13 protein-coding genes are annotated in these 17699 nt (G+C 72.6%); 7 read left to right on the forward strand and 6 right to left on the reverse strand.

Translation table 11 applies throughout. The features are described 5' to 3' along the window. The first annotated feature begins 350 nt into the window (after positions 1-350). Complete coding sequence (locus OG767_RS14125) at positions 351-2975, forward strand: tetratricopeptide repeat protein (protein WP_405093807.1); 2625 nt, start codon at positions 351-353, stop codon at positions 2973-2975. Between the two features lie 29 nt (positions 2976-3004). Here the strand turns inward: OG767_RS14125 and OG767_RS14130 are convergent, their stop codons facing one another. Then, on the reverse strand, positions 3005-3610 hold the full coding sequence (locus tag OG767_RS14130; protein ID WP_405093808.1) for a TetR/AcrR family transcriptional regulator: 606 nt from the start codon (positions 3608-3610) through the stop codon (positions 3005-3007). 70 nt (positions 3611-3680) lie between these two features. Between OG767_RS14130 and OG767_RS14135 the strand changes: the two genes are divergently transcribed. The 5 genes from OG767_RS14135 to bla all read left to right on the forward strand — a co-directional run bounded on the left by OG767_RS14135 (position 3681) and on the right by bla (position 10092). Next, complete coding sequence (locus tag OG767_RS14135) at positions 3681-4949, forward strand: FAD-binding oxidoreductase (RefSeq protein ID WP_405093809.1); 1269 nt, start codon at positions 3681-3683, stop codon at positions 4947-4949. Between the two features lie 15 nt (positions 4950-4964). Further along, positions 4965-5696 carry a MerR family transcriptional regulator gene (locus OG767_RS14140; protein WP_405093810.1) on the forward strand — a complete coding sequence of 244 codons (732 nt, stop codon included), beginning with the start codon at positions 4965-4967 and terminating at the stop codon, positions 5694-5696. Positions 5697-5976: 280 nt separating this feature from the next. Then, entirely contained in the window at positions 5977-7164 is a 1188-nt protein-coding gene (locus OG767_RS14145; protein WP_405093811.1) for a phthiocerol/phthiodiolone dimycocerosyl transferase family protein, read from the forward strand. Positions 7165-7327: 163 nt separating this feature from the next. After that, positions 7328-8947, forward strand: a complete 1620-nt coding sequence (locus tag OG767_RS14150) for an alpha/beta fold hydrolase (RefSeq protein ID WP_405093812.1) — start codon at positions 7328-7330, stop codon at positions 8945-8947. A gap of 236 nt (positions 8948-9183) precedes the next feature. Further along, complete coding sequence (gene bla / locus OG767_RS14155; RefSeq protein ID WP_405094219.1) at positions 9184-10092, forward strand: class A beta-lactamase; 909 nt, start codon at positions 9184-9186, stop codon at positions 10090-10092. 124 nt (positions 10093-10216) lie between these two features. Here the strand turns inward: bla and OG767_RS14160 are convergent, their stop codons facing one another. Further along, a complete protein-coding gene (locus OG767_RS14160; RefSeq protein WP_405093813.1) occupies positions 10217-11137 on the reverse strand; it encodes a serine hydrolase in 921 nt (306 codons plus the stop codon). Beyond that, positions 11134-12066, reverse strand: coding sequence for a LysR family transcriptional regulator (locus tag OG767_RS14165; RefSeq protein WP_405093814.1), 933 nt, complete (start codon positions 12064-12066; stop codon positions 11134-11136). Before OG767_RS14165 ends, OG767_RS14160 begins: the two co-directional genes overlap by 4 nt. Positions 12067-12336: 270 nt before the next feature. On the opposite strand from OG767_RS14165, the gene OG767_RS14170 reads away from it, so the two are divergent. Next, positions 12337-13176: an SAM-dependent methyltransferase gene (locus OG767_RS14170; protein WP_405093815.1), complete on the forward strand. Its 840-nt coding sequence runs from the start codon at positions 12337-12339 to the stop codon at positions 13174-13176. 12 nt (positions 13177-13188) lie between these two features. On the opposite strand, the gene OG767_RS14175 is transcribed toward OG767_RS14170, so the two are convergent. Genes OG767_RS14175 through OG767_RS14185 form a run of 3 tightly spaced genes read right to left on the reverse strand, consistent with a single transcriptional unit; the run spans position 13189 to position 17698 of the window. Then, a complete protein-coding gene (locus OG767_RS14175) occupies positions 13189-14589 on the reverse strand; it encodes a GH1 family beta-glucosidase (RefSeq protein WP_405093816.1) in 1401 nt (466 codons plus the stop codon). Next, on the reverse strand, positions 14586-16826 hold the full coding sequence (yicI, locus tag OG767_RS14180; RefSeq protein ID WP_405093817.1) for an alpha-xylosidase: 2241 nt from the start codon (positions 16824-16826) through the stop codon (positions 14586-14588). Before yicI ends, OG767_RS14175 begins: the two co-directional genes overlap by 4 nt. Further along, positions 16823-17698 carry a carbohydrate ABC transporter permease gene (locus OG767_RS14185; protein WP_405093818.1) on the reverse strand — a complete coding sequence of 292 codons (876 nt, stop codon included), beginning with the start codon at positions 17696-17698 and terminating at the stop codon, positions 16823-16825. The genes yicI and OG767_RS14185 overlap by 4 nt, the downstream gene beginning before the upstream one ends. Position 17699: the final 1 nt, after the last annotated feature.

Consider the following 17699-nt stretch of genomic DNA (forward strand, 5'->3'; position numbering starts at 1 on the left):
GGCGGTGGCCAGGACCATCGGGTCAGCAGTCCGTGCAGGGGCTGCAAGCGCAGATGACGGTGGTCTCGATCTTCTCGAGACGACGGATCTGGATCTTCATGGCGACACCTCCCTCGTCAGCTAGCGGCGGACCGGACCGTGGCCGGCGGACGCCGGCGGTGCCGGTCGGCACCAGGAAGTCTGCGGCGGGTCGGCGGGGCGTGGGGAAATCCCGGACGACTCCGGACGGCCCCGCGTCACGCCCCGCCGGCGCCCCCGACGTCGGTGCAAATCAACGACACATCTGGTGACGCCGCTGGCCAGTGCGGGTCTAGTAGGGACATCAACCGATGCATGTTCCAGGAGCTGCCGTGATCGAGTCGCTGTCGAGTGGCGGCGATGGGGCACCGCCGGACCCGGGGCGGGCCGACTCACTGGACGAGGTGGCCGGCACCCTGCGGAGCCTGAAAGTGTGGGCCGGCGACCCCTCCTACGACACGATCAAGAACCGGATCAACGCCGCCTGCCGGGCCGCGCATCCCGCCGGCCCGATCATCGCCAGGCGGACGACAGTCGCCGACTGCTTCCGGACCGGCCGACGACGGGTCAACACCGACCTGGTGATCGCCGTGGTGCAGGCGCTGCACCCGGACGTGGGCTACGTGGCGCAGTGGCGCCAGGCGCTGCGGGTCGTCAGCGGAGAGGCCCGCGCGGCGTCGCAGGTGCGGGTGTACGACACCCTGCCGCCGGACCTGCCCGGCTTCATCGGTCGTGCCACCGCGCTGCGCCGGCTCCGACAGGCACTCGACACCGGCGCGCACGGCGGCGTGGTCGTCGTCGCGCTGCACGGGATGGCGGGCGTCGGCAAGACCCAACTGGCGGTCCACGCCGCGCACGCCCGGCACCGCGCGGAGCCGTTCGACCGGATCCTGTTCGTCAACCTCCGCGGATTCCACCCCGACCCGACCCAGCCGCCGGCCGACCCGTCCTCCGTCCTCGAGGGCTTCCTGCGTCTGCTGGGTGTCGCCGGCCAGCAGGTACCGCACGGCCTGACCGCCCGCGCGGCCACCTACCGGCGTCTGCTGGCCGGCACCCGTACGCTTGTCGTGCTGGACAACGCCGGCGACGCCGAGCAGGCCCGCCCGCTGCTGACCGACACCCCGGGCTGCCCCGTGCTGATCACCAGCCGACGCGACCTGCGCGAGCTGCCGCACACCACCCACGTCGCGGTGGACCTGTTCACCCCGGACGAGTCGGCGGCCCTGCTCGCCGTCGGCGGATCGCACCTCCCCGGCGGCTCCGACCCGCACGCGATGGCCCGGATCGCCCACCGGTGCGGGCACCTGCCGCTCGCGCTCGGACTGGTCACCGCGCACATCAGCGGCACCTCCGGTTGGACGCTCACCGACCACGCCGACCGGCTCGACGAACGGCATCACCGACAGCGCCTCGACCTCAGCGTCGAACTTGCCTTCGACCTGTCGTACCGGCACCTGCCCGCCGACCGGCGCCGGCTGCTGCGCCTCGTGGCGGCACACCCGGGCGACGACTTCGACGCCCCGGCCGCCGCCGCCCTCGCCGGCATCTCCACCTGCGAGGCCCGCACCCACCTGCGTCACCTGCACCGCGACCACCTGCTGCACCACGCCGCCCCCGGCCGCTACGCCCTGCACGACCTGGTGCGCGCCTACGCCACCAGCCGATGCGGCGACGAGGACCCGCCGCCGGAACGCCGCGCCGCGCTGACCCGCCTGTTCGACTACTACCTGGCCGGCACGCTCGCCGCCGTGGATGTCCTGTACCCCGCCGGATCGCACCGTCGGGTGCCGTCGAACGGCGTCCCCGTCGCCGCTCCGGCCGATCCGGACACCGCCCGCCGGTGGCTGGACACCGAACGCCCGACCCTGGTGGCCGTCGCCACGCACGCCGCCGCCCATGGCTGGCCCACCCACGCGGCGCACCTGTCGGCCGCCCTGTTCCAGTACCTGCACGGCGGACATCCCACCGACGCGCTCGTCATCCACGAACACGCCGGGCACGCCGCGTGCCGTGCCGGCGACCCGGTCGAGCAGGCCCACGCGTCGACCAGCCTCGGCGCCACCTACACCCAGCTCGGCCGATACGCGTCGGCCGCCGAGCACCTCCAGCGGGCCAGAATCCTGTTCCGGGGGACCGGGGACCGGGTCGGCGAGGCCCGCGCGCTGATCAACCTCGGCGTCATCGAGTCACAGCTCGGCCGCAACCGGCCCGCCGCCGACAACTACCGCCACGCGCTGGCCCTGTTCCGGCAGGCCGGTCACCGGGCCGGGGAGGCGCACGCGCTGAACAACCTCGGTGAGGTCGAAGCGCAACTGGGTGAGTACGGTTCGGCCACGAAACACGTGCGGCAGTCGTTGGTCCTCTTCCAGCAGTTGGGCGGCCGGGCCAGCGAAGCCTGGACGCTGCACACCCTCGGTGACGTCGACATCCGGCGGGGACGGCACGCGGCGGCCCGGTCCCACCTGCGGCAGGCGTTGACCCTGTACCGCCAACTCGGCAACCGCACCGGCGAGGCCTGGACGCTGAACAGCCTCGGCACGCTGCACACCCGCCTCGGTCAGCGCACCGACCATCATCAACGGTCGCTCGACATCTTCCGCGAGACCGGCGAACGGTACGGCGAAGCCAGCGCCCTCAACGGCATCGCCGAAGCGGCCCGCCTGGCGGGAGCGCCGGCCGACGTGCTCCGCCACCACACCGCGGCCCACACGGTCGCGGTCGACATCGGCGCGCACCAGGAGCATGCCCGCGCCCACGCCGGCCTCGGTCACGTCCACCGGGCCCTCGGGGCGCCCGCGTCCGCCCGCCAGCACTTCCAACGGGCGGTGACCCTCTACCGCGACCTCGACATGCCCGAGGCCGAGCAGATGATCGTCCACCTCGGCGCCCTCGACGACGACGTCGCGCACGGGGACCGCACCGCCGCGCTCACGATGAGCACCTGGAGCTGCCGATGACCCTCGCGGAGACATGAGACAGCCGGGTCTCAGCGAAGAGCCGCGGTGGCCTGGTCGACCAGCCAGCGTTCCGACCGCTCGTACGTCCAGCCGTTGTCGTCGAGCAGGGTGAAGTAGCCGGAGTATCCGAAGTAGAACCAGAGGATGTCGGTCGCCTCCGCGACGTCCATCCCCGCGCGTAGGCCGCCGACGTCGCGGAGCCGGACGGCGACGGCTTCGATGGCATCGCGGTAGCGTCCGGTGGCCACCCGTAGGCTCTCGGCGACCTCGGTGTGGTGCGGCGCGGTCGACAGCATCAGCCGCATGATGTCGCCGTACGTCTCGCGCATGGCCCGGACCGTGGCTGCCGTGTCTCGCAGGATCTCGTCCGGGTCGGTGAGGGTCTCCTGCCGGGAGAGGGTCTGCGCCACGATCGGTGCCTGGCTCCACAGGTCGACAAGCGTCCGGATCAGCCCCTGCTTGCCGCCGGTCACCGCGTACACCGTGGCCGGCGCGACGCGGGCCGCCACGGCGATGTCCTCGATCTTCGTCGCGAAGTATCCGTTGCGGGCGAAGAGTGCGCGTGCCGCCTCGATGATGGCGGTGCGGGTGGCTGCCGCGTACTCGGCCCGGCGGCTTCTCGGCGCTTCGGTCATGGTCGGGTGAGCATAGCCTCCGTCACTCGTCAGAGTTGGACTCTGACGAGTGGGTGGATACTCTGGCCACATGGGTGACATGCTGACGTCCGGACCGGAGTACGAAGCAGCGCGGACGGTCTGGAACGGCGCGGTGACCAGCCGTCCGCGCGCCGTCCTTCGATGCGCCACCACTGCCGACGTCCAGGCCGGGGTGCGGGCCGCCCAGGAGCAGGGTCTCGCGCTGTCGGTGCGCGGTGGCGGGCACGACTGGGCCGGTCGCGCGCTGGCCGACGGCGGGCTGACGCTGGACCTGAGCCCGATGCGGCAGGTGCGTGTCGACCCGGCCACCGGGGTCGCCACCGTGGCCGGCGGGGCCACCTCGGCCGACGTGGCCGCGGCCGCACAGCGGGCCGGACTGGTCGCGGTGACCGGGACGGCCGGTTCGGTCGGCATGGCCGGCCTGACGCTCGGCGGTGGTTACGGTCCGCTGAGCGGCCGGTTCGGCCTCGCCGCCGACAACCTGCTGTCGGCCGACGTCGTGCTCGCCGACGGCACGCTGGTCACCGCCGCCGAGGAGCACGATCCCGAGTTGCTCTGGGCGCTGCGCGGCGGTGGCGGCAACTTCGGCGTGGTCACCTCGATGCGGATCCGGCTGCACGCGGTGCCGGCGATCCTGGCCGGGATGATCATGTTCCGGTTCGACGTTCTGCCGGCGTTGGCGGAGTCGCTGCTGCGCGGGCCGGACGAGCTGACCGTGCAGGCCGGCTTCATCACCGCCCCGACCGGCGAGCCGGCGCTCTTCGCCGCCCCGACCTGGTGCGGCGATCCCGAGGTCGGGGCCACGGTGCTCCAGCGGCTCACCGAACTCGGCGAGCCGCTGACGGCGCAGCTCGGCCCGACCACGATGCCCGAGCAGCTCGCGCAGATCGACGCGATGTTCCCGGGCGGTCGCCACGTCGAGATCGGGTCGCGCACGGTCACCGGACTCGACCGTACGGTCCAGGAGGTTCTGCTCGACGCCGCGCGCGCCACGACCTCGCCGCTGTCGGCGATCTCGCTGCACAGCCTGCACGGCGCAGCCGCCCGCGTCCCGGCCGACGCCACCGCGTTCCGCAACCGGACTCCGCACCTGATGGTCGAGACCATCGCGGTGTGGGAACCGGGAGACCCCGCTGAAGATCACCACCGGGCCTGGGTCCGGGGGACCGACCGGCTGCCGGGCGGCTACCCCAACCTGCTCGGACCGGGCGACACCGAACGCGCCGCCGCCGCCTTCGGGCCGAATGCCGAGCGTCTGCTCGCCGTCAAGAAGCGATACGACCCGGACCTGGTATTCCACGCTCCTGGGCGGCTCTGACGAAGAAGGTGCGCAGTGGCCTGGAGCACCCGGGAGATCGCCCAACTCGCCGGCACCACCCTGCGGGCGGTACGCCACTATCACGAGATCGGGCTGCTGGCGGAACCACGCCGGCGCACCAACGGCTACAAGCAGTACGGGGTGGCCCACCTCGTCCGGATCCTGCGCATCAAGCGCCTCACGGACCTGGGGTTCTCGCTGTCGCAGATCGCGACCATGCCGGACACCGACGATCAGCCCGTGGAGGCCCTGCGCACCCTCGACGCCGAACTCGCGGCGACCATCGAGCGGCTCGAACGGACGCGGCTCGAACTCGCCGTCATCCTGCGGCAGCCCACCCCGGCGGAACTGCCACCCGGCTTCGCCGCCGCCGGAGCCGTGACGAGGATGCCGCCCGCCGACCGGTCCTTCATCGTCGTGCTGACCCGGGTGCTCGGTGCCGACACCATGCGGGCCTGGGCGGACATGCTGCGCAAGCCCGTCACCGATCCGGTCGCCGAGCGGTTCGAGACACTCGCCGCGGACGCCGACGAGCAGACCCGCGCTGCCGTGGCCCGGGACCTGGCCCCGTACGTACGCACGCTGTACGCGGAGCACCCCGGCGCGACGATCACCAACGCCGGCACCCGGTACAGCGCGAGCTATGTCGAACGGGCCGTCAGCACGGCCCTGGCGGAGCTCTACAACCACGCGCAACTGGACGTCCTGCGGCGCACCAACCGACTGTTGTCCGAACCGCACGACTGACCGTCCGGGCCGGTCAGGCGGTGCCGACCGGCCCGGACGGGATGAGCGGTCGGCAGACGCGCCGGGCGATCCTCTCCGGCGTCGCCGACAAGATCACACCCGGGCGGGGTTGAGTGTGCCGCTACGGCCGGGTGTCTCATCGACGCCGTGATCCGCCGACGCGGCCACGAGCGTCGGCACCGGGCCGGGCAGTCCCGCGCTGCGGGCGGCCCCACCGGATCGGCACATCGACACGAAGGACACCATGCGTCACTCTCCCGCACGTCCGATCGTGCGCCCGTTGGGGGCGTTCGAGCACATCATCGACCTCTACATCAGTCGCAACCCGGTGCAGTTCTCGCTCGCCCTCGAACTCGCCTCGCCCGTTTCGGCGCACCACCTGGAGCGGGCGCTCACGCAGTTGCAGCGGACGCACCCGCTGCTCGCCGTCGGCATCGATCGCACCGGCGACCGCCCTACCTTCCGGGAGTCGACCGAGCTCATCGGTGTCCGACAGGTCCGCGGGGGAGACTGGCGCGAAGCGGCGGCGCAGGAGCAGACCCACCCCGTCGACGCCGACGGGAGTCCGCTGGCCCGCGCGACGCTCGTGAGCGACGCCTCCGGTGACCGTGGAACCGCCGTCGTCCTGACGTTCTCCCACCAGATCACCGACGGACGCGGCGCGCTCCGCGCCGCACACGACCTCCTCGCGATCCTCGCCGGGCAGACGCTCCCGGCCCGGCCGGTGCCGGACGACCAGGAGAGCCTGCTCGAGCGCCTGCCCCGCAGGGGGCAGCCGATCGACCACACCCCGGGCCCTGCCGCGGAGCCGGCCGTCGCCACGATCCGTCCGTTCGACGCCACGGCGCCGAGCATCGAGACCGCCGAACTCGACCCCGCGACGACCGGACACCTTCGCTCCACCGCCCGAGCCAACGGGTCGACGGTCCAGGGCGCGATCTGTGCCGCCGCCGCGCAGGCGCTCTCCGCGCTCAGCGGAGCCCGGAGCATCCGCATCAACGTTCCCATCGACCTGCGCTCGGCGCTGGATCTCGAGGACGACGTCGTGAACCGCTTCACCGCGACGACCGTGGTGTTGCCGGTGCCCGCGGGCAGCACGCTCTGGTCCCTCGCGAAGGACGCGACGGCGCAGCTGCGAGCTGCCCGGGAGGCCGCCCGGGACGCGGCACTGATGTTGGCGTCGCTCAACCCCGCCGACGCCTCGGAGGCGGAGGCGGCGATGCTCGCGGCCACCGCCGCCGACCTGGAGATCACCAATCTGGGAACGTCCGAGCCCGGCGGGTCGTCCGTGGTCGCGATCTGGGGACCGACGATGACGACGCAGGTCCGCGACGAGCGCATCCTCGGCGTCGTCACGCACGCCGGGTCGCTGAGGCTCGTCCTGACGACACACGGCGATACGCGGGGTCTTCCTGCTGACATCGCCGGCCGCCTCACCCGACTCTCGGGCTCGGAAGCCGAGGGCTGACAGGTCCGCGCCGGGGAGCACAGGTGTGGCCGGCGGGGTGCCGGTGTGGAGCGCAATCCGTAGGTCGACAAGATCACACTCGGGCGGGGTTGAGTGTGCCGCTACGGCCGGGTGTCTCGTCGAGGACGCACACGTCTGGAACGAATCGACTTCGGAGGCCCCGATGGCCCTGCTCGACTCCGGCCCGCCCGTGGACCGGCCCGCCGCACCTGCTCCCCGGCGCATAGCCGCTCGCGTCGGCGCCGCCGTCGGGGCGACGGCGGCGCTCGCCCTGTCGGCTGCCTGCACCGGCCCGACCGCGGCGGAATCCGAGCCGCGGCCGTCCGCTGCCGGGCTGGAGGTCTTCTACGGGCAGAAGCTGTCGTTCGGCTCGTGCCGGGACTTCGGCAGCACGCCGGGGGAGAAGAAGCAGTATGTCGAGCCGTTCGAGTGCGCGCGGCTGACGGTGCCGTTGGACTACCAGGATCCGAAGGGCCGGACCATCCAGGTCGCGGTGCTCCGCCTGCCCGCCCAGGGGGATCCCGGGCAGCGCATCGGGTCGCTGGTGCTCAACCCGGGCGGCCCGGGAGGTTCGGGCCTGACCCAGGCGACGACCTTCGGCGCGGCGCAGGCGAAGAGCCCGCTGCTGCAACGGTTCGACGTGGTGGGTTTCGATCCGCGCGGGGTCGGGTCGTCGACGCCCGCGATCAGCTGTTTCACCGATGCCGAACGCGACCGTGGCGAGGACCAGACCACGCTGCTGGCCTCCTCGGGGCAGTGGACCCAGGAGGACACCCGGCGCCTGGCGGAACGTTGCGCGAAGGGCTCCGGCGGGGCGGAGATCCTGTCCGCGGTCGGCACCCGCAACGTCGCCCGGGACCTGGACGTCCTGCGCGCGGCGCTGGGCGACGAGAAGCTCACGTTCGCCGGGCAGAGCTACGGCACCCGACTCGGCGCGGTCTACGCGGAGATGTTCGCCAGGAACGTGCGGGCGATGGTGCTGGACGGCGTGACGGACCCCACCCTGGAGAACCCGCGGCGGCGGCTCACCCAGCAGGCCGGCTTCCAACAGAACTTCGAACGACTGGCGGCCGTCTGCGCGGCCGGCAAGGACTGCCCCCTGGGCGCCGACCCGGCCCGGGCCACGGCGGTCTTCCAGAAGTTGGTGCAGCCACTCATCGACAGGCCCGTCCCCGCCGGGAAGGGGCGCACGCTCAACTTCAACCAGGCCACCGGCGGCGTCACCGCCGGCCTCTACTACCCCGAGGCGTGGCCCGCGCTCATCAAGGGCCTGACCCGGCTCAAGCAGGGCGACGGGTCGCAGATCCTGAAGGTCGGTGACGTGTTCGGCGGCCGGGACCCCGCCGGCGGGTGGACCAACTTCCTTGAGGCCAATCTCGCCGTCAACTGCAACGACGAGGTACGCCGCACGCCGGAGGAGGAAGCCCGGCTACGCGCCGACATCGCCCGGACCAGCCCGTACGTGGCCACCGGCAGGAGCGTCGACGGGGTCACCCGGGACGCGTGCGAGTCCTGGCCCGGCGAGCCCAGCCTCGGCATCCCCTACGCGCAGGACGTCAAGGGTCTGCCCGACACTCTGATCATCTCCGTCACCGGCGACCCGGCCACCCCCTACGCCGCCGGCCAGGTCCTCGCCGACGAGATCGGCGGTACGGTGCTCACCGTCGAGGGCGCTCGGCACACCGTCGCGCAGGAGGGGGTCAATCCCTGCGTCAACGCCGCCTTCGCCGCCTACCTGATCGACCTCAAGATCCCTGCGGAAGGCCAACGCTGCCGACTCTGACCGGCCCCCGGTCACCGAGTCGGGCTCCGGGTGTGGCGGGCGGCACCGAAGCGGTCCGCCACACCCGTGAACCCGCCGGCCGGCGTCGACCACGGGCTGCCCATTCCGCGCCGTTGATGCCGGATCGGCATGAATCCCGCGACTTCTGTCTTCGACGACATGCCGGATCGCTGTCAGGGTCGAATGGTTCCGGCCGGCGCTGTCCGGCGCCCGGTTCCCGCTTCCCGCAAGGAGTGATCATGGTTTCTGCGACACGCCGCCTGGTGGCCACGGCGGCAGTGGTGTCAGTGGCCGCCTGCGGTCCCGCCGGCGCCACCGCACAGCCGACGCGGGACAGCGCGGTGAGCGCCCCCGCGTCGTCCGCACCCGACCGGGAGCACGCGTTCCGGCAACTGGAGGAGCGGTTCGACGCGCGGCTGGGTGTCTACGCGGTCGACACCGGCACCGGCCGGACGGTGCGGTACCGGGCCGACGAGCGGTTCGCGTACGCCTCGACGTTCAAGGCGTTGGCCGCCGCCGAGGTCCTCGACGAGACCACCGACGCCGAGCTGGACCGGGTGGTGCGGTACTCGGCCGACGACCTGGTGACCTACTCGCCGGTCACCGAGCAGCACGTCGCCACGGGCATGACGCTGCGCGCCATCGCGGACGCCGCCGTCCGGTACAGCGACAACACCGCCGGCAACCTGATGCTGCGCCACCTCGGCGGACCGCAGAAGTTCGAGCAGGAACTCCGCGGGATCGGCGACAAGGTCACCGATCCGGCCCGCTACGAGACCGCGCTCAACGAGGCCACGCCCGGCGACCGGCGGGACACCAGCACCCCACGGGCCATGGCCGGGTCGCTGCGGGCGTACGCCGTCGGGACGGCCCTCGAAACCGCGGACCGCGACACCCTCAACGGGTGGCTGCGGGGGAACACCACGGGCGGTGAGCTGATCCGTGCCGGCGTTCCCGCCGGCTGGGTCGTCGGGGACAAGACCGGGGCCGGCGGATACGGCACCCGCAACGACATCGCGGTGATCTGGCCGCCGGACCGGGCGCCGATCGTCCTCGCGATCCTGTCCAGCCGCGACCAGAAGGACGCCGACTACGACAACGCCCTCATCGCCGAGGCGACGAAGGCAGCGGTCGCCGACTGGTGACCGGACGACCGGCACGTGTCACCGGGCCGCTGCCGGCGGACCTCGCCGGGTGAGGCGCGCCGTCGACGTCCCCATGGTGGCGCTGGTCCGGCCGCGAGCCGCGCATCCGGGCCGCGCACGCCGGCTAACCCCACCAGGGCAGGGTGCCGGTCCGTAGATGGTCGTGCAGCGACCGGGCGACCTGGGCCATCGTCGCCTCACTGCCGGGTTGCGCGGCAGCGGGCACCCGGGAGGCGGTCAGCGCGGCGACCGCGTACGACTGCCCGTCGGCGTGGTCCACCACGCCCACCTCGTGACGCAGGTGCAGCAGGGTGCCGGTCTTGGCCGACCAGCGGGAGGCGTCGGAGGTGAAGTCGGGGGCGAGCCGCTGCCGGTGCAGGTTGTCGCCCATCAGGGCGCGTACCCGGGCGGCGGTGGCCGGATGGATCGCGGACGGCCGCCAGAGAGCGTGCAGCAGGTCGACGAAGGCCCGGGCCGACCCGGTGTTGGCGCGGGTGACGTCGAGTTGCGCGACCGGGTGGCCCTGCCCGGGGGTCACCGCGCCGATGGCGAGGGAGTGGGCCAGGTGCACCTCGTCGGGCCCGAACCGTTCCGCGGGCGTGTCGACGAGCTCACCGGCCCGGTGCCGCACGGCGATGCCGTCGAGGCGTAGCCGCCGCAGCTCGGTGGCGACCGCGTCCGGCGGAACGAGGTCGAACAGGGCGTCGGCGGCGACGGAGTCGCTGACGGAGGTGCTCAGGTAGAGCAGGTCCTCCACGGCGATCCGCGCCGGATGGCGGAAGCGGCTCAGCCCGGTCGGGCCCGGTGCGGTGATCCGGCCGGGCGGGACGTCGACCGGTCTCGCCGGGTCGAGTTCCCCGCGCGTGATCCGTTCCAGCACGGCGACCGCCAGTGGCACCTTCACCAGCGACGCCGCCGGGTACGGGGTGTCCGTGTCGAAGCCGATCTCCGCGCCGGTGTCGAGGTCGCGCACCAGAACGGCGCCGTGCAGCCCCGCCTCGTCGAGCAGGTCCCGGGCGTTGCGGACGACAGTGGCGGCGCTCATGTCGGATCTCCTGTCGACGGGCTGCCGGGTGGAAGGTCCCCGGTCGGCGACGGGTGCCCGTCGGACGCGCCCAGACACCGGGCGAGGTCCGCGTACAGGACGGTGCTGAGCTGGTCGAGGTCCTCGCCCAGATCGGCGGCGACGTCGTAGCCCCGCAGGAGCCGGAGGCCGGCGAGCGGGCGCCAGTGCAGGTCGAAGTCCTCGGCCTGCTGACGGGAGCAGAGCAGCAGGTCGGGGGAGTCGAGGGCCGCCGCCACGGCGTCGACAAGTGACGGCGTGACCGTCACCTGGGTCGGCGCCAGGCCGGCCGACTGCCCGGCACGGGTCAGCGGGTCCCGCAGGTGCGCGACGTCGTCCTCGGGTTGGATCAGGATCCGCCGGCGGGCCTGCGCCCGGGACCGTCCGCTGCGCAGCGTCTCCAGGAACACCGTCGGCGCCGGGAACGGGGTCCGGGCGGCCAGCCCGAGCGGCACCCGCCAGGCCGCCGTCGCCGCCGGGACCGCCACGATCCCGGCACCGACCTCCAGGGTCCGGCAGAGCCGTTCCCGCTCCGGCGGGCCGGCCGGCCGTACCTCCAGGTGGATCCGCTGCCGCCGCGCCCCGACCACCAGATCGGCGAGGCGGCGCGGCGGGCAGATCTCGGGTACGGCGACCCGCAGCGGACGCAGCCGGGCCCGCTCGGCGTCGTCGGCCATGGCGTCGGCGAGGTCGACCAGCCGCCGTGCCGAGGGCAGCATGTCCTGCCCGAACGGGGTCAACCGCACCGCCCGGGACGACCTGTCGAACAGCCGCGCCCCGAAGTGCTCCTCCAGGGCGGCGACGCGGCGACTGGCGACCGACTGGGGGATGCCCGCGGCGGCGGCGCCGGAGGTGAAGCTGCCGTGCCCACTGACCGCGACGAAGGCCCGGCAGGCGGCGACCACATCCACCTGCCGAACCTATACCCGGGACCGCGCGGCGACCGCTCGCCCGCCCGGCCGAGCGGTCGGGCTCACTCCGGGCACGATCGTCGCGGCGGCCGGGGCCGTTCGTTCGTCCGGCCCCGACACGCCGGGCCGCGTCAGCCGGTGTGCTTCCTGGTCGCGGGGCCGATCCGCTGGGAGCGATACCAACGGGGCGACGATCCACATCGTCCGGTCGCTACACTCCCCGACAGAGTCCGGAACCGCACCCGGCACCGGTGCGCCGACCAGGATCGGATGGAGACGCCAGTGACCCGCGACAAGGCCGCCCCCCGCGGAATCGACCGCACCGTTCCCAGCGTGGCCCGGGTCTACGACTACTTCCTGGGCGGTAAGGACAACTTCGAGGTCGACCGGAAGGTCGCCGAGCACGCCCTGCGGATCACTCCGGACGGGCCGGCCGCCGGCCAGGCGAACCGGGCCTTCCTGCGCCGGGTCATCCGGTTCCTGGTCACCGAGGCCGGCATCGACCAGTTCCTCGACCTCGGGTCAGGGCTCCCCACCCAGGGCAACGTGCACGAGGTCGCCACCGAGCACAACCCGAACGCCCGGGTGGTGTACGTGGACAACGACCCGATCGTCCTGACGCACGGGCGGGCCCTGCTCGCCGCGGAGGGCACCGCGACGGTGATCCAGGCCGACATCCGGCGACCGCAGGAGATCCTCGACGATCCGGACGTCCGCCGGTTCCTCGACTTCGACCGGCCGGTCGGGTTGTTGCTCTTCGCGATCCTGCACCACCTCGGCGACGACGAGGAGCCGCGCGCGGTGGCGGCGGAGTTGATCGACGCGCTGCCGTCGGGCAGTTACGTGGCGATCTCGCACTTCCGTGACCCGGGCGAGCGGGACCCGGAGGGTTCCCGGAAGGCCCGCGAGGTCGAGCGGGTCTTCAACGAGTCGCTGGGCACCGGCCGTTGGCGTACCGACGAGGAGATCCTCTCCTTCGCCGACGGGCTGACGGTGCTGGAGCCGGGGCTGGTGCCGCTGGCCGAGTGGCGTCCGGATCCGGGCACGCCCGCGCCGAAGCAGACCGACACCTACCACACCTTCGTCGGTCTGCTCGCCCGCAAGCCCTAGGCCGTCGGGGCGTCACCCGTCGAGGTGGCCGGTGGTGGCCAGGTGGCGGTACCAGTGGGCGCTGTCCTTCCAGGTGCGCTGCTGGGTGTCGTAGTCGACGCGGATGATGCCGAAGCGGCGGTCGTAGCCGTAACCCCACTCGAAGTTGTCCAGCAGCGACCAGACGAAGTAGCCCCGGACGTCCGCGCCCCGCGCGCGGGCGTCGGCCATCGCGCCGATGTGCCGGCGCAGGTAGTCGATCCGCCGGTCGTCGTGGACCCGTCCGTCGGCCGAGACCACGTCGTCGAACGCCGCGCCGTTCTCGGTGATCATCAACGGCTGGCCCGGGTACCCGTCCCGTAGCCGCAGCAGCAGCTCGGTCAGGGCCGGCGGGTCGATGTTCCACCCCATCGCCGTGCGCGGGCCGGGCTGCGGCAGGAAGTCGACGTCGTCGGCGCCCACCCACGGGGTGTGGGCCGAGGCGCCGTGGCCGTCGGCGTCGGAGCGGGCCGAGTGTCCGTCCCCGGCGCGGACCAGGGTGCTGGCGTAGTAGTTGACGCCGAGCACGTCCAGCGGCACCGCGATCAGTTTCTCGTCACCCGGGCGCACGAACGACCAGTCGGTGACGGGGGCGGTGTCGGCCAGCAGGTCGGCCGGGTACGCCCCGTCCAGCATCGGGCCGAGGAACGCCCGGTTCGCGAGGGCGTCGATCCGCCGGACCGCGTCGGAGTCGGCGGCCGAGCCGGACGCGCCGCGCACGACGTGCAGGTTCAGCGTCACCGACAGCTCGGCGCTCGGCGCCAGCTCCCGGACCACCCGCCCGGCCAGGCCGTGCGCCAGGTTCAGGTGGTGCACCGCCGCCAGCGCGGCCGCCGGTTCGGTCCGGCCGGGCGCGTGCACGCCGGAGGCGTAACCCAGGTACGCCGAGCACCAGGGCTCGTTGAGCGTGGTCCAGGTGTGCACCCGGTCGCCGAGCGCCGAGACGATCCCCGACGCGTACTCCTGGAAGCGCAGCGCGGTCTCCCGCGCCGGCCACCCGCCGGCGTCCTCCAGCTCCTGCGGCAGGTCCCAGTGGTACATGGTCGCGACCGGTCGGACGCCGCGCTCCAGCAGGCCGTCGACCAGCCGGGCGTAGAAGTCCAGGCCGGCGGCGTTGAAACGGCCGGAACCGCCGGGCTGCACCCGGGGCCAGGAGATCGAGAAACGGTACGCGCCGAGCCCCAGCCCGGCGATGTGGTCGAGGTCCTGCGGCCACCGGTGGTAGTGGTCGGCGGCCACGTCCCCGGTGTCGCCGCCCAGCGTACGCCCGGGGGTGTGGCTGTAGGTGTCCCAGATGGACGGGCCGCGGCCGTCCTCGGTGGCCGCGCCCTCGACCTGGTACGCCGCGGTGGCCGAACCCCAGACGAAGCTCTCCGGGAAGTCTCGTGCCGTCATCGTCCCGTCCTCTCCGTGCCGGCCACCACGCAGTGGTACGCCGACGACTCGCCCGCCACCAGCTCGGCGGTCGCCACGCCGTCGCGGAAGCCCACCTCGAACTCCGTGCCCGGCCCCGCGCCGGGCGACGGGATGCGTACCCGCTGCCGTTGCCCCTCCGCCGGGGCGTGGAGCCGCAGCTCCACCCCGTCGGCCCAGTCGTAGTCGGGCCGGTCGGAGCGCGCCCCGAACCCGATGACCGCGCCGGGCCGGACGAGCACCGGCAGGCTGTCGTACTCGTGTTTCTCGGTCACCCAGGCCGGCCCGGTGAGTTGCGCGCCGGTGACCAGGTGGGTCCAGGTGCCGGCGGGCACGTAGAAGGTGACCTGCCCGTCGGCGCTGAGCACCGGCGCGACCAGGATGTCGGAGCCGAGCATGTACTGCCGGTCGAGGTGCGCCACGGCCGGGTCGTCCGGGAACTCCACGATCATCGGGCGCATCATCGGAATGCCGTCGCGGTGCGCCTCCTCGGCGGTCGCCGCCAGGTACGGCATCAGCCGGAGCTTGAGCCGGGTGAAGTGCCGCAGCACGTCCACGGCCTCCTCGTCGTACGCCCACGGCACCCGGTACGAGCCGGAGCCGTGCAGCCGCGAGTGCGAGGAGAGCAGGCCGAACGCGATCCACCGCTTGAACACCGCCGGGTCGGGGGTGCCCTCGAAGCCGCCGATGTCGTGGCTCCAGTAGCCGAAGCCGGACGAGGCCAGGGACAGCCCGCCGCGCAGCGACTCGGCCATCGCGACGAACGTCGACTCGCAGTCGCCGCCCCAGTGCACCGGGAACTGCTGGCCGCCGGCGGTGGCCGAGCGGGCGAACAGCACCGCCTCGCCCTCGCCCCGCTCGGCCTCCAGCAGCTCGAAGACTGCCTTGTTGTAGAGGTACGAGTAGTAGTTGTGCATGCGTTGCGGGTCCGACCCGTCGTGCCACACCACGTCGGTCGGGATGCGCTCACCGAAGTCGGTCTTGAAGCAGTCGACGCCCATGTCCAGCAGCGCCTTGAGCTTGCCGGTGAACCAGGCCACCGCGTCCGGGTCGGTGAAGTCGACAAGCGCCATGCCGGCCTGCCACTTGTCCCACTGCCACACCGAGCCGTCCGGGTTGCGCACCAGGTAGCCGGCCCGGCGGCCCTCCTCGAACAGGTACGAGCGCTGCGCGATGTACGGGTTGATCCACACGCACACCTTCAGCCCGCGCTCGTGCAACCGGCGCAGCATGCCCTCGGGGTCGGGGAAGGTCGCCGGGTCCCAGACGAAGTCGACCCAGTGGAACTGGCGCATCCAGAAGCAGTCGAAGTGGAACACCGACAGCGGCAGGTTCCGCTCGGCCATCCCGTCGACGAACTCGGTGACCGTCTTCTCGTCGTACGACGTGGTGAACGACGTGGACAGCCACAGCCCGTACGACCAGGCGGGCACCCGGGCCGGTCGGCCGGTCAGCGCCGTGTAGCGGCGCAGCACGTCCTTCGGGGTGGGCCCGTCGACGACGTGGTAGGTCAGCGACTGGCCCTCGACGCTGAACTGGGTCTGCGCGACGACCTCGGAGCCGACCTCGAACGACACGTGCTCCGGGTGGTCCACGAACACCCCGTACCCGGCGCTGCTGAGATAGAACGGCACGTTCTTGTACGCCTGCTCGCTGGCGGTGCCGCCGTCGGCGTTCCACACGTCGACCGCCTGGCCGTTCTTCACGAACGGGCCGAACCGCTCGCCCAGCCCGTACACCGTCTCGCCGACGCCGAGCGCGAGCCGCTCGTGCACGTACCGGTGGCCCTCGCCGTCGGTGACGATCCCGACGCTGCGCCCGGTGGACGCCGTGACCAGCCGGTCGCCGTGCCGGAACTCGACCCGCCACCCGTCGACGAGCGCGACCCGGACGGTCAGCTCGCCGGTGGTCAGCGACGCGCTGATCCCGGTGATGTCGACGGTGACCGGGTGGGTGTCGTCGGTGCGCAGCCCGAAGTGGGGTTCGCGGGGCAGCCCGCCGCTGTGGTGGCCGATGGTCACCCCGACCACGCCGGGCGCGGGGGAGAAGAAGCGGACGGTGACGACCGGCCGGTTGAGCGTGTCGCCGCGGCCGTTGATCTGCCCGGCCGGCGCGAAGACGTTGAAGCCGCGCTCGTCCATCTCGACCGATTCGACAGTGCCGGGGCGCAGCACGCTGACTCCCGGGCGCAGTTGCCAGTACCCGTCGGTGAACTTCACTTCTCGGCTCCTGCCGTGATGCCGCGCGCCAGAGTGCGCTGGAAGATGAGGAAGAAGAGGATGGCCGGCACCAGGCTGAGCAACGCGCCGGCGTTCGTCGTCGGGGCGTCCATCAGGCGGTCGCCCTGCAACGACGCGAGCGCGACCGGGATGGTCTGCGTCTGGTTGTCGATCAGCATGACCAGCGGGATGAGGAACTCGTTCCAGGTCCAGATGAAGAAGAAGATGAGCAGGACGGCGAGGGTCGGCCGCAGGTTGGGGAAGACCACCCGCCACAGCACCGTCCACTTGCCGGCGCCGTCCAGCGCCGCGGCCTCCAGCAGTGAGCGCGGGAACGTGCCAAGCACCGAGGCGAGCAGGTAGGTGCCGAACGCGCTCTGGATGACGGTGAAGATGATGATCACCGACAGTCGGGTGTTGTAGAGGCCGATCTCCTTGGCCACGTAGTACAGCGGGTAGATCAACGCCTCCTGCGGCAGCATGTTGGCCAGCAGGAACACCCCGACGATCCAGAGCCGGCCGCGGACCCGGCCGATCCCCAGGGCGTACGCGTTGAGCAGCGACACGACGACGCCGAGCACCGCCACGGACCCGGCGATCAGCGCCGAGTTCCACAACTTCAGCGGGAAGTTCACCGCGGACCAGTACGTCCGCAGACCCCTGGTGTAGAACTCGGTCGGCCAGCTCAGCGGGCCGCCCGACGAGTAGTCCCCGGGCGACTTGAACGCGTTGAGCAGCATGAACGCGAACGGCACCAGCATGACGAGCGCGCCGATGGTGACGCCGGCGAGCACCACCCACCGGCTGACGCCCCGGTGGTGCCGGTCGCGCACCGGCCGGCGCGGCGGGGCACCGGTGATCGTGATGGCCATG

The organism is Micromonospora sp. NBC_01392, assembly GCF_045040125.1.
Lineage (GTDB): Bacteria > Actinomycetota > Actinomycetes > Mycobacteriales > Micromonosporaceae > Micromonospora.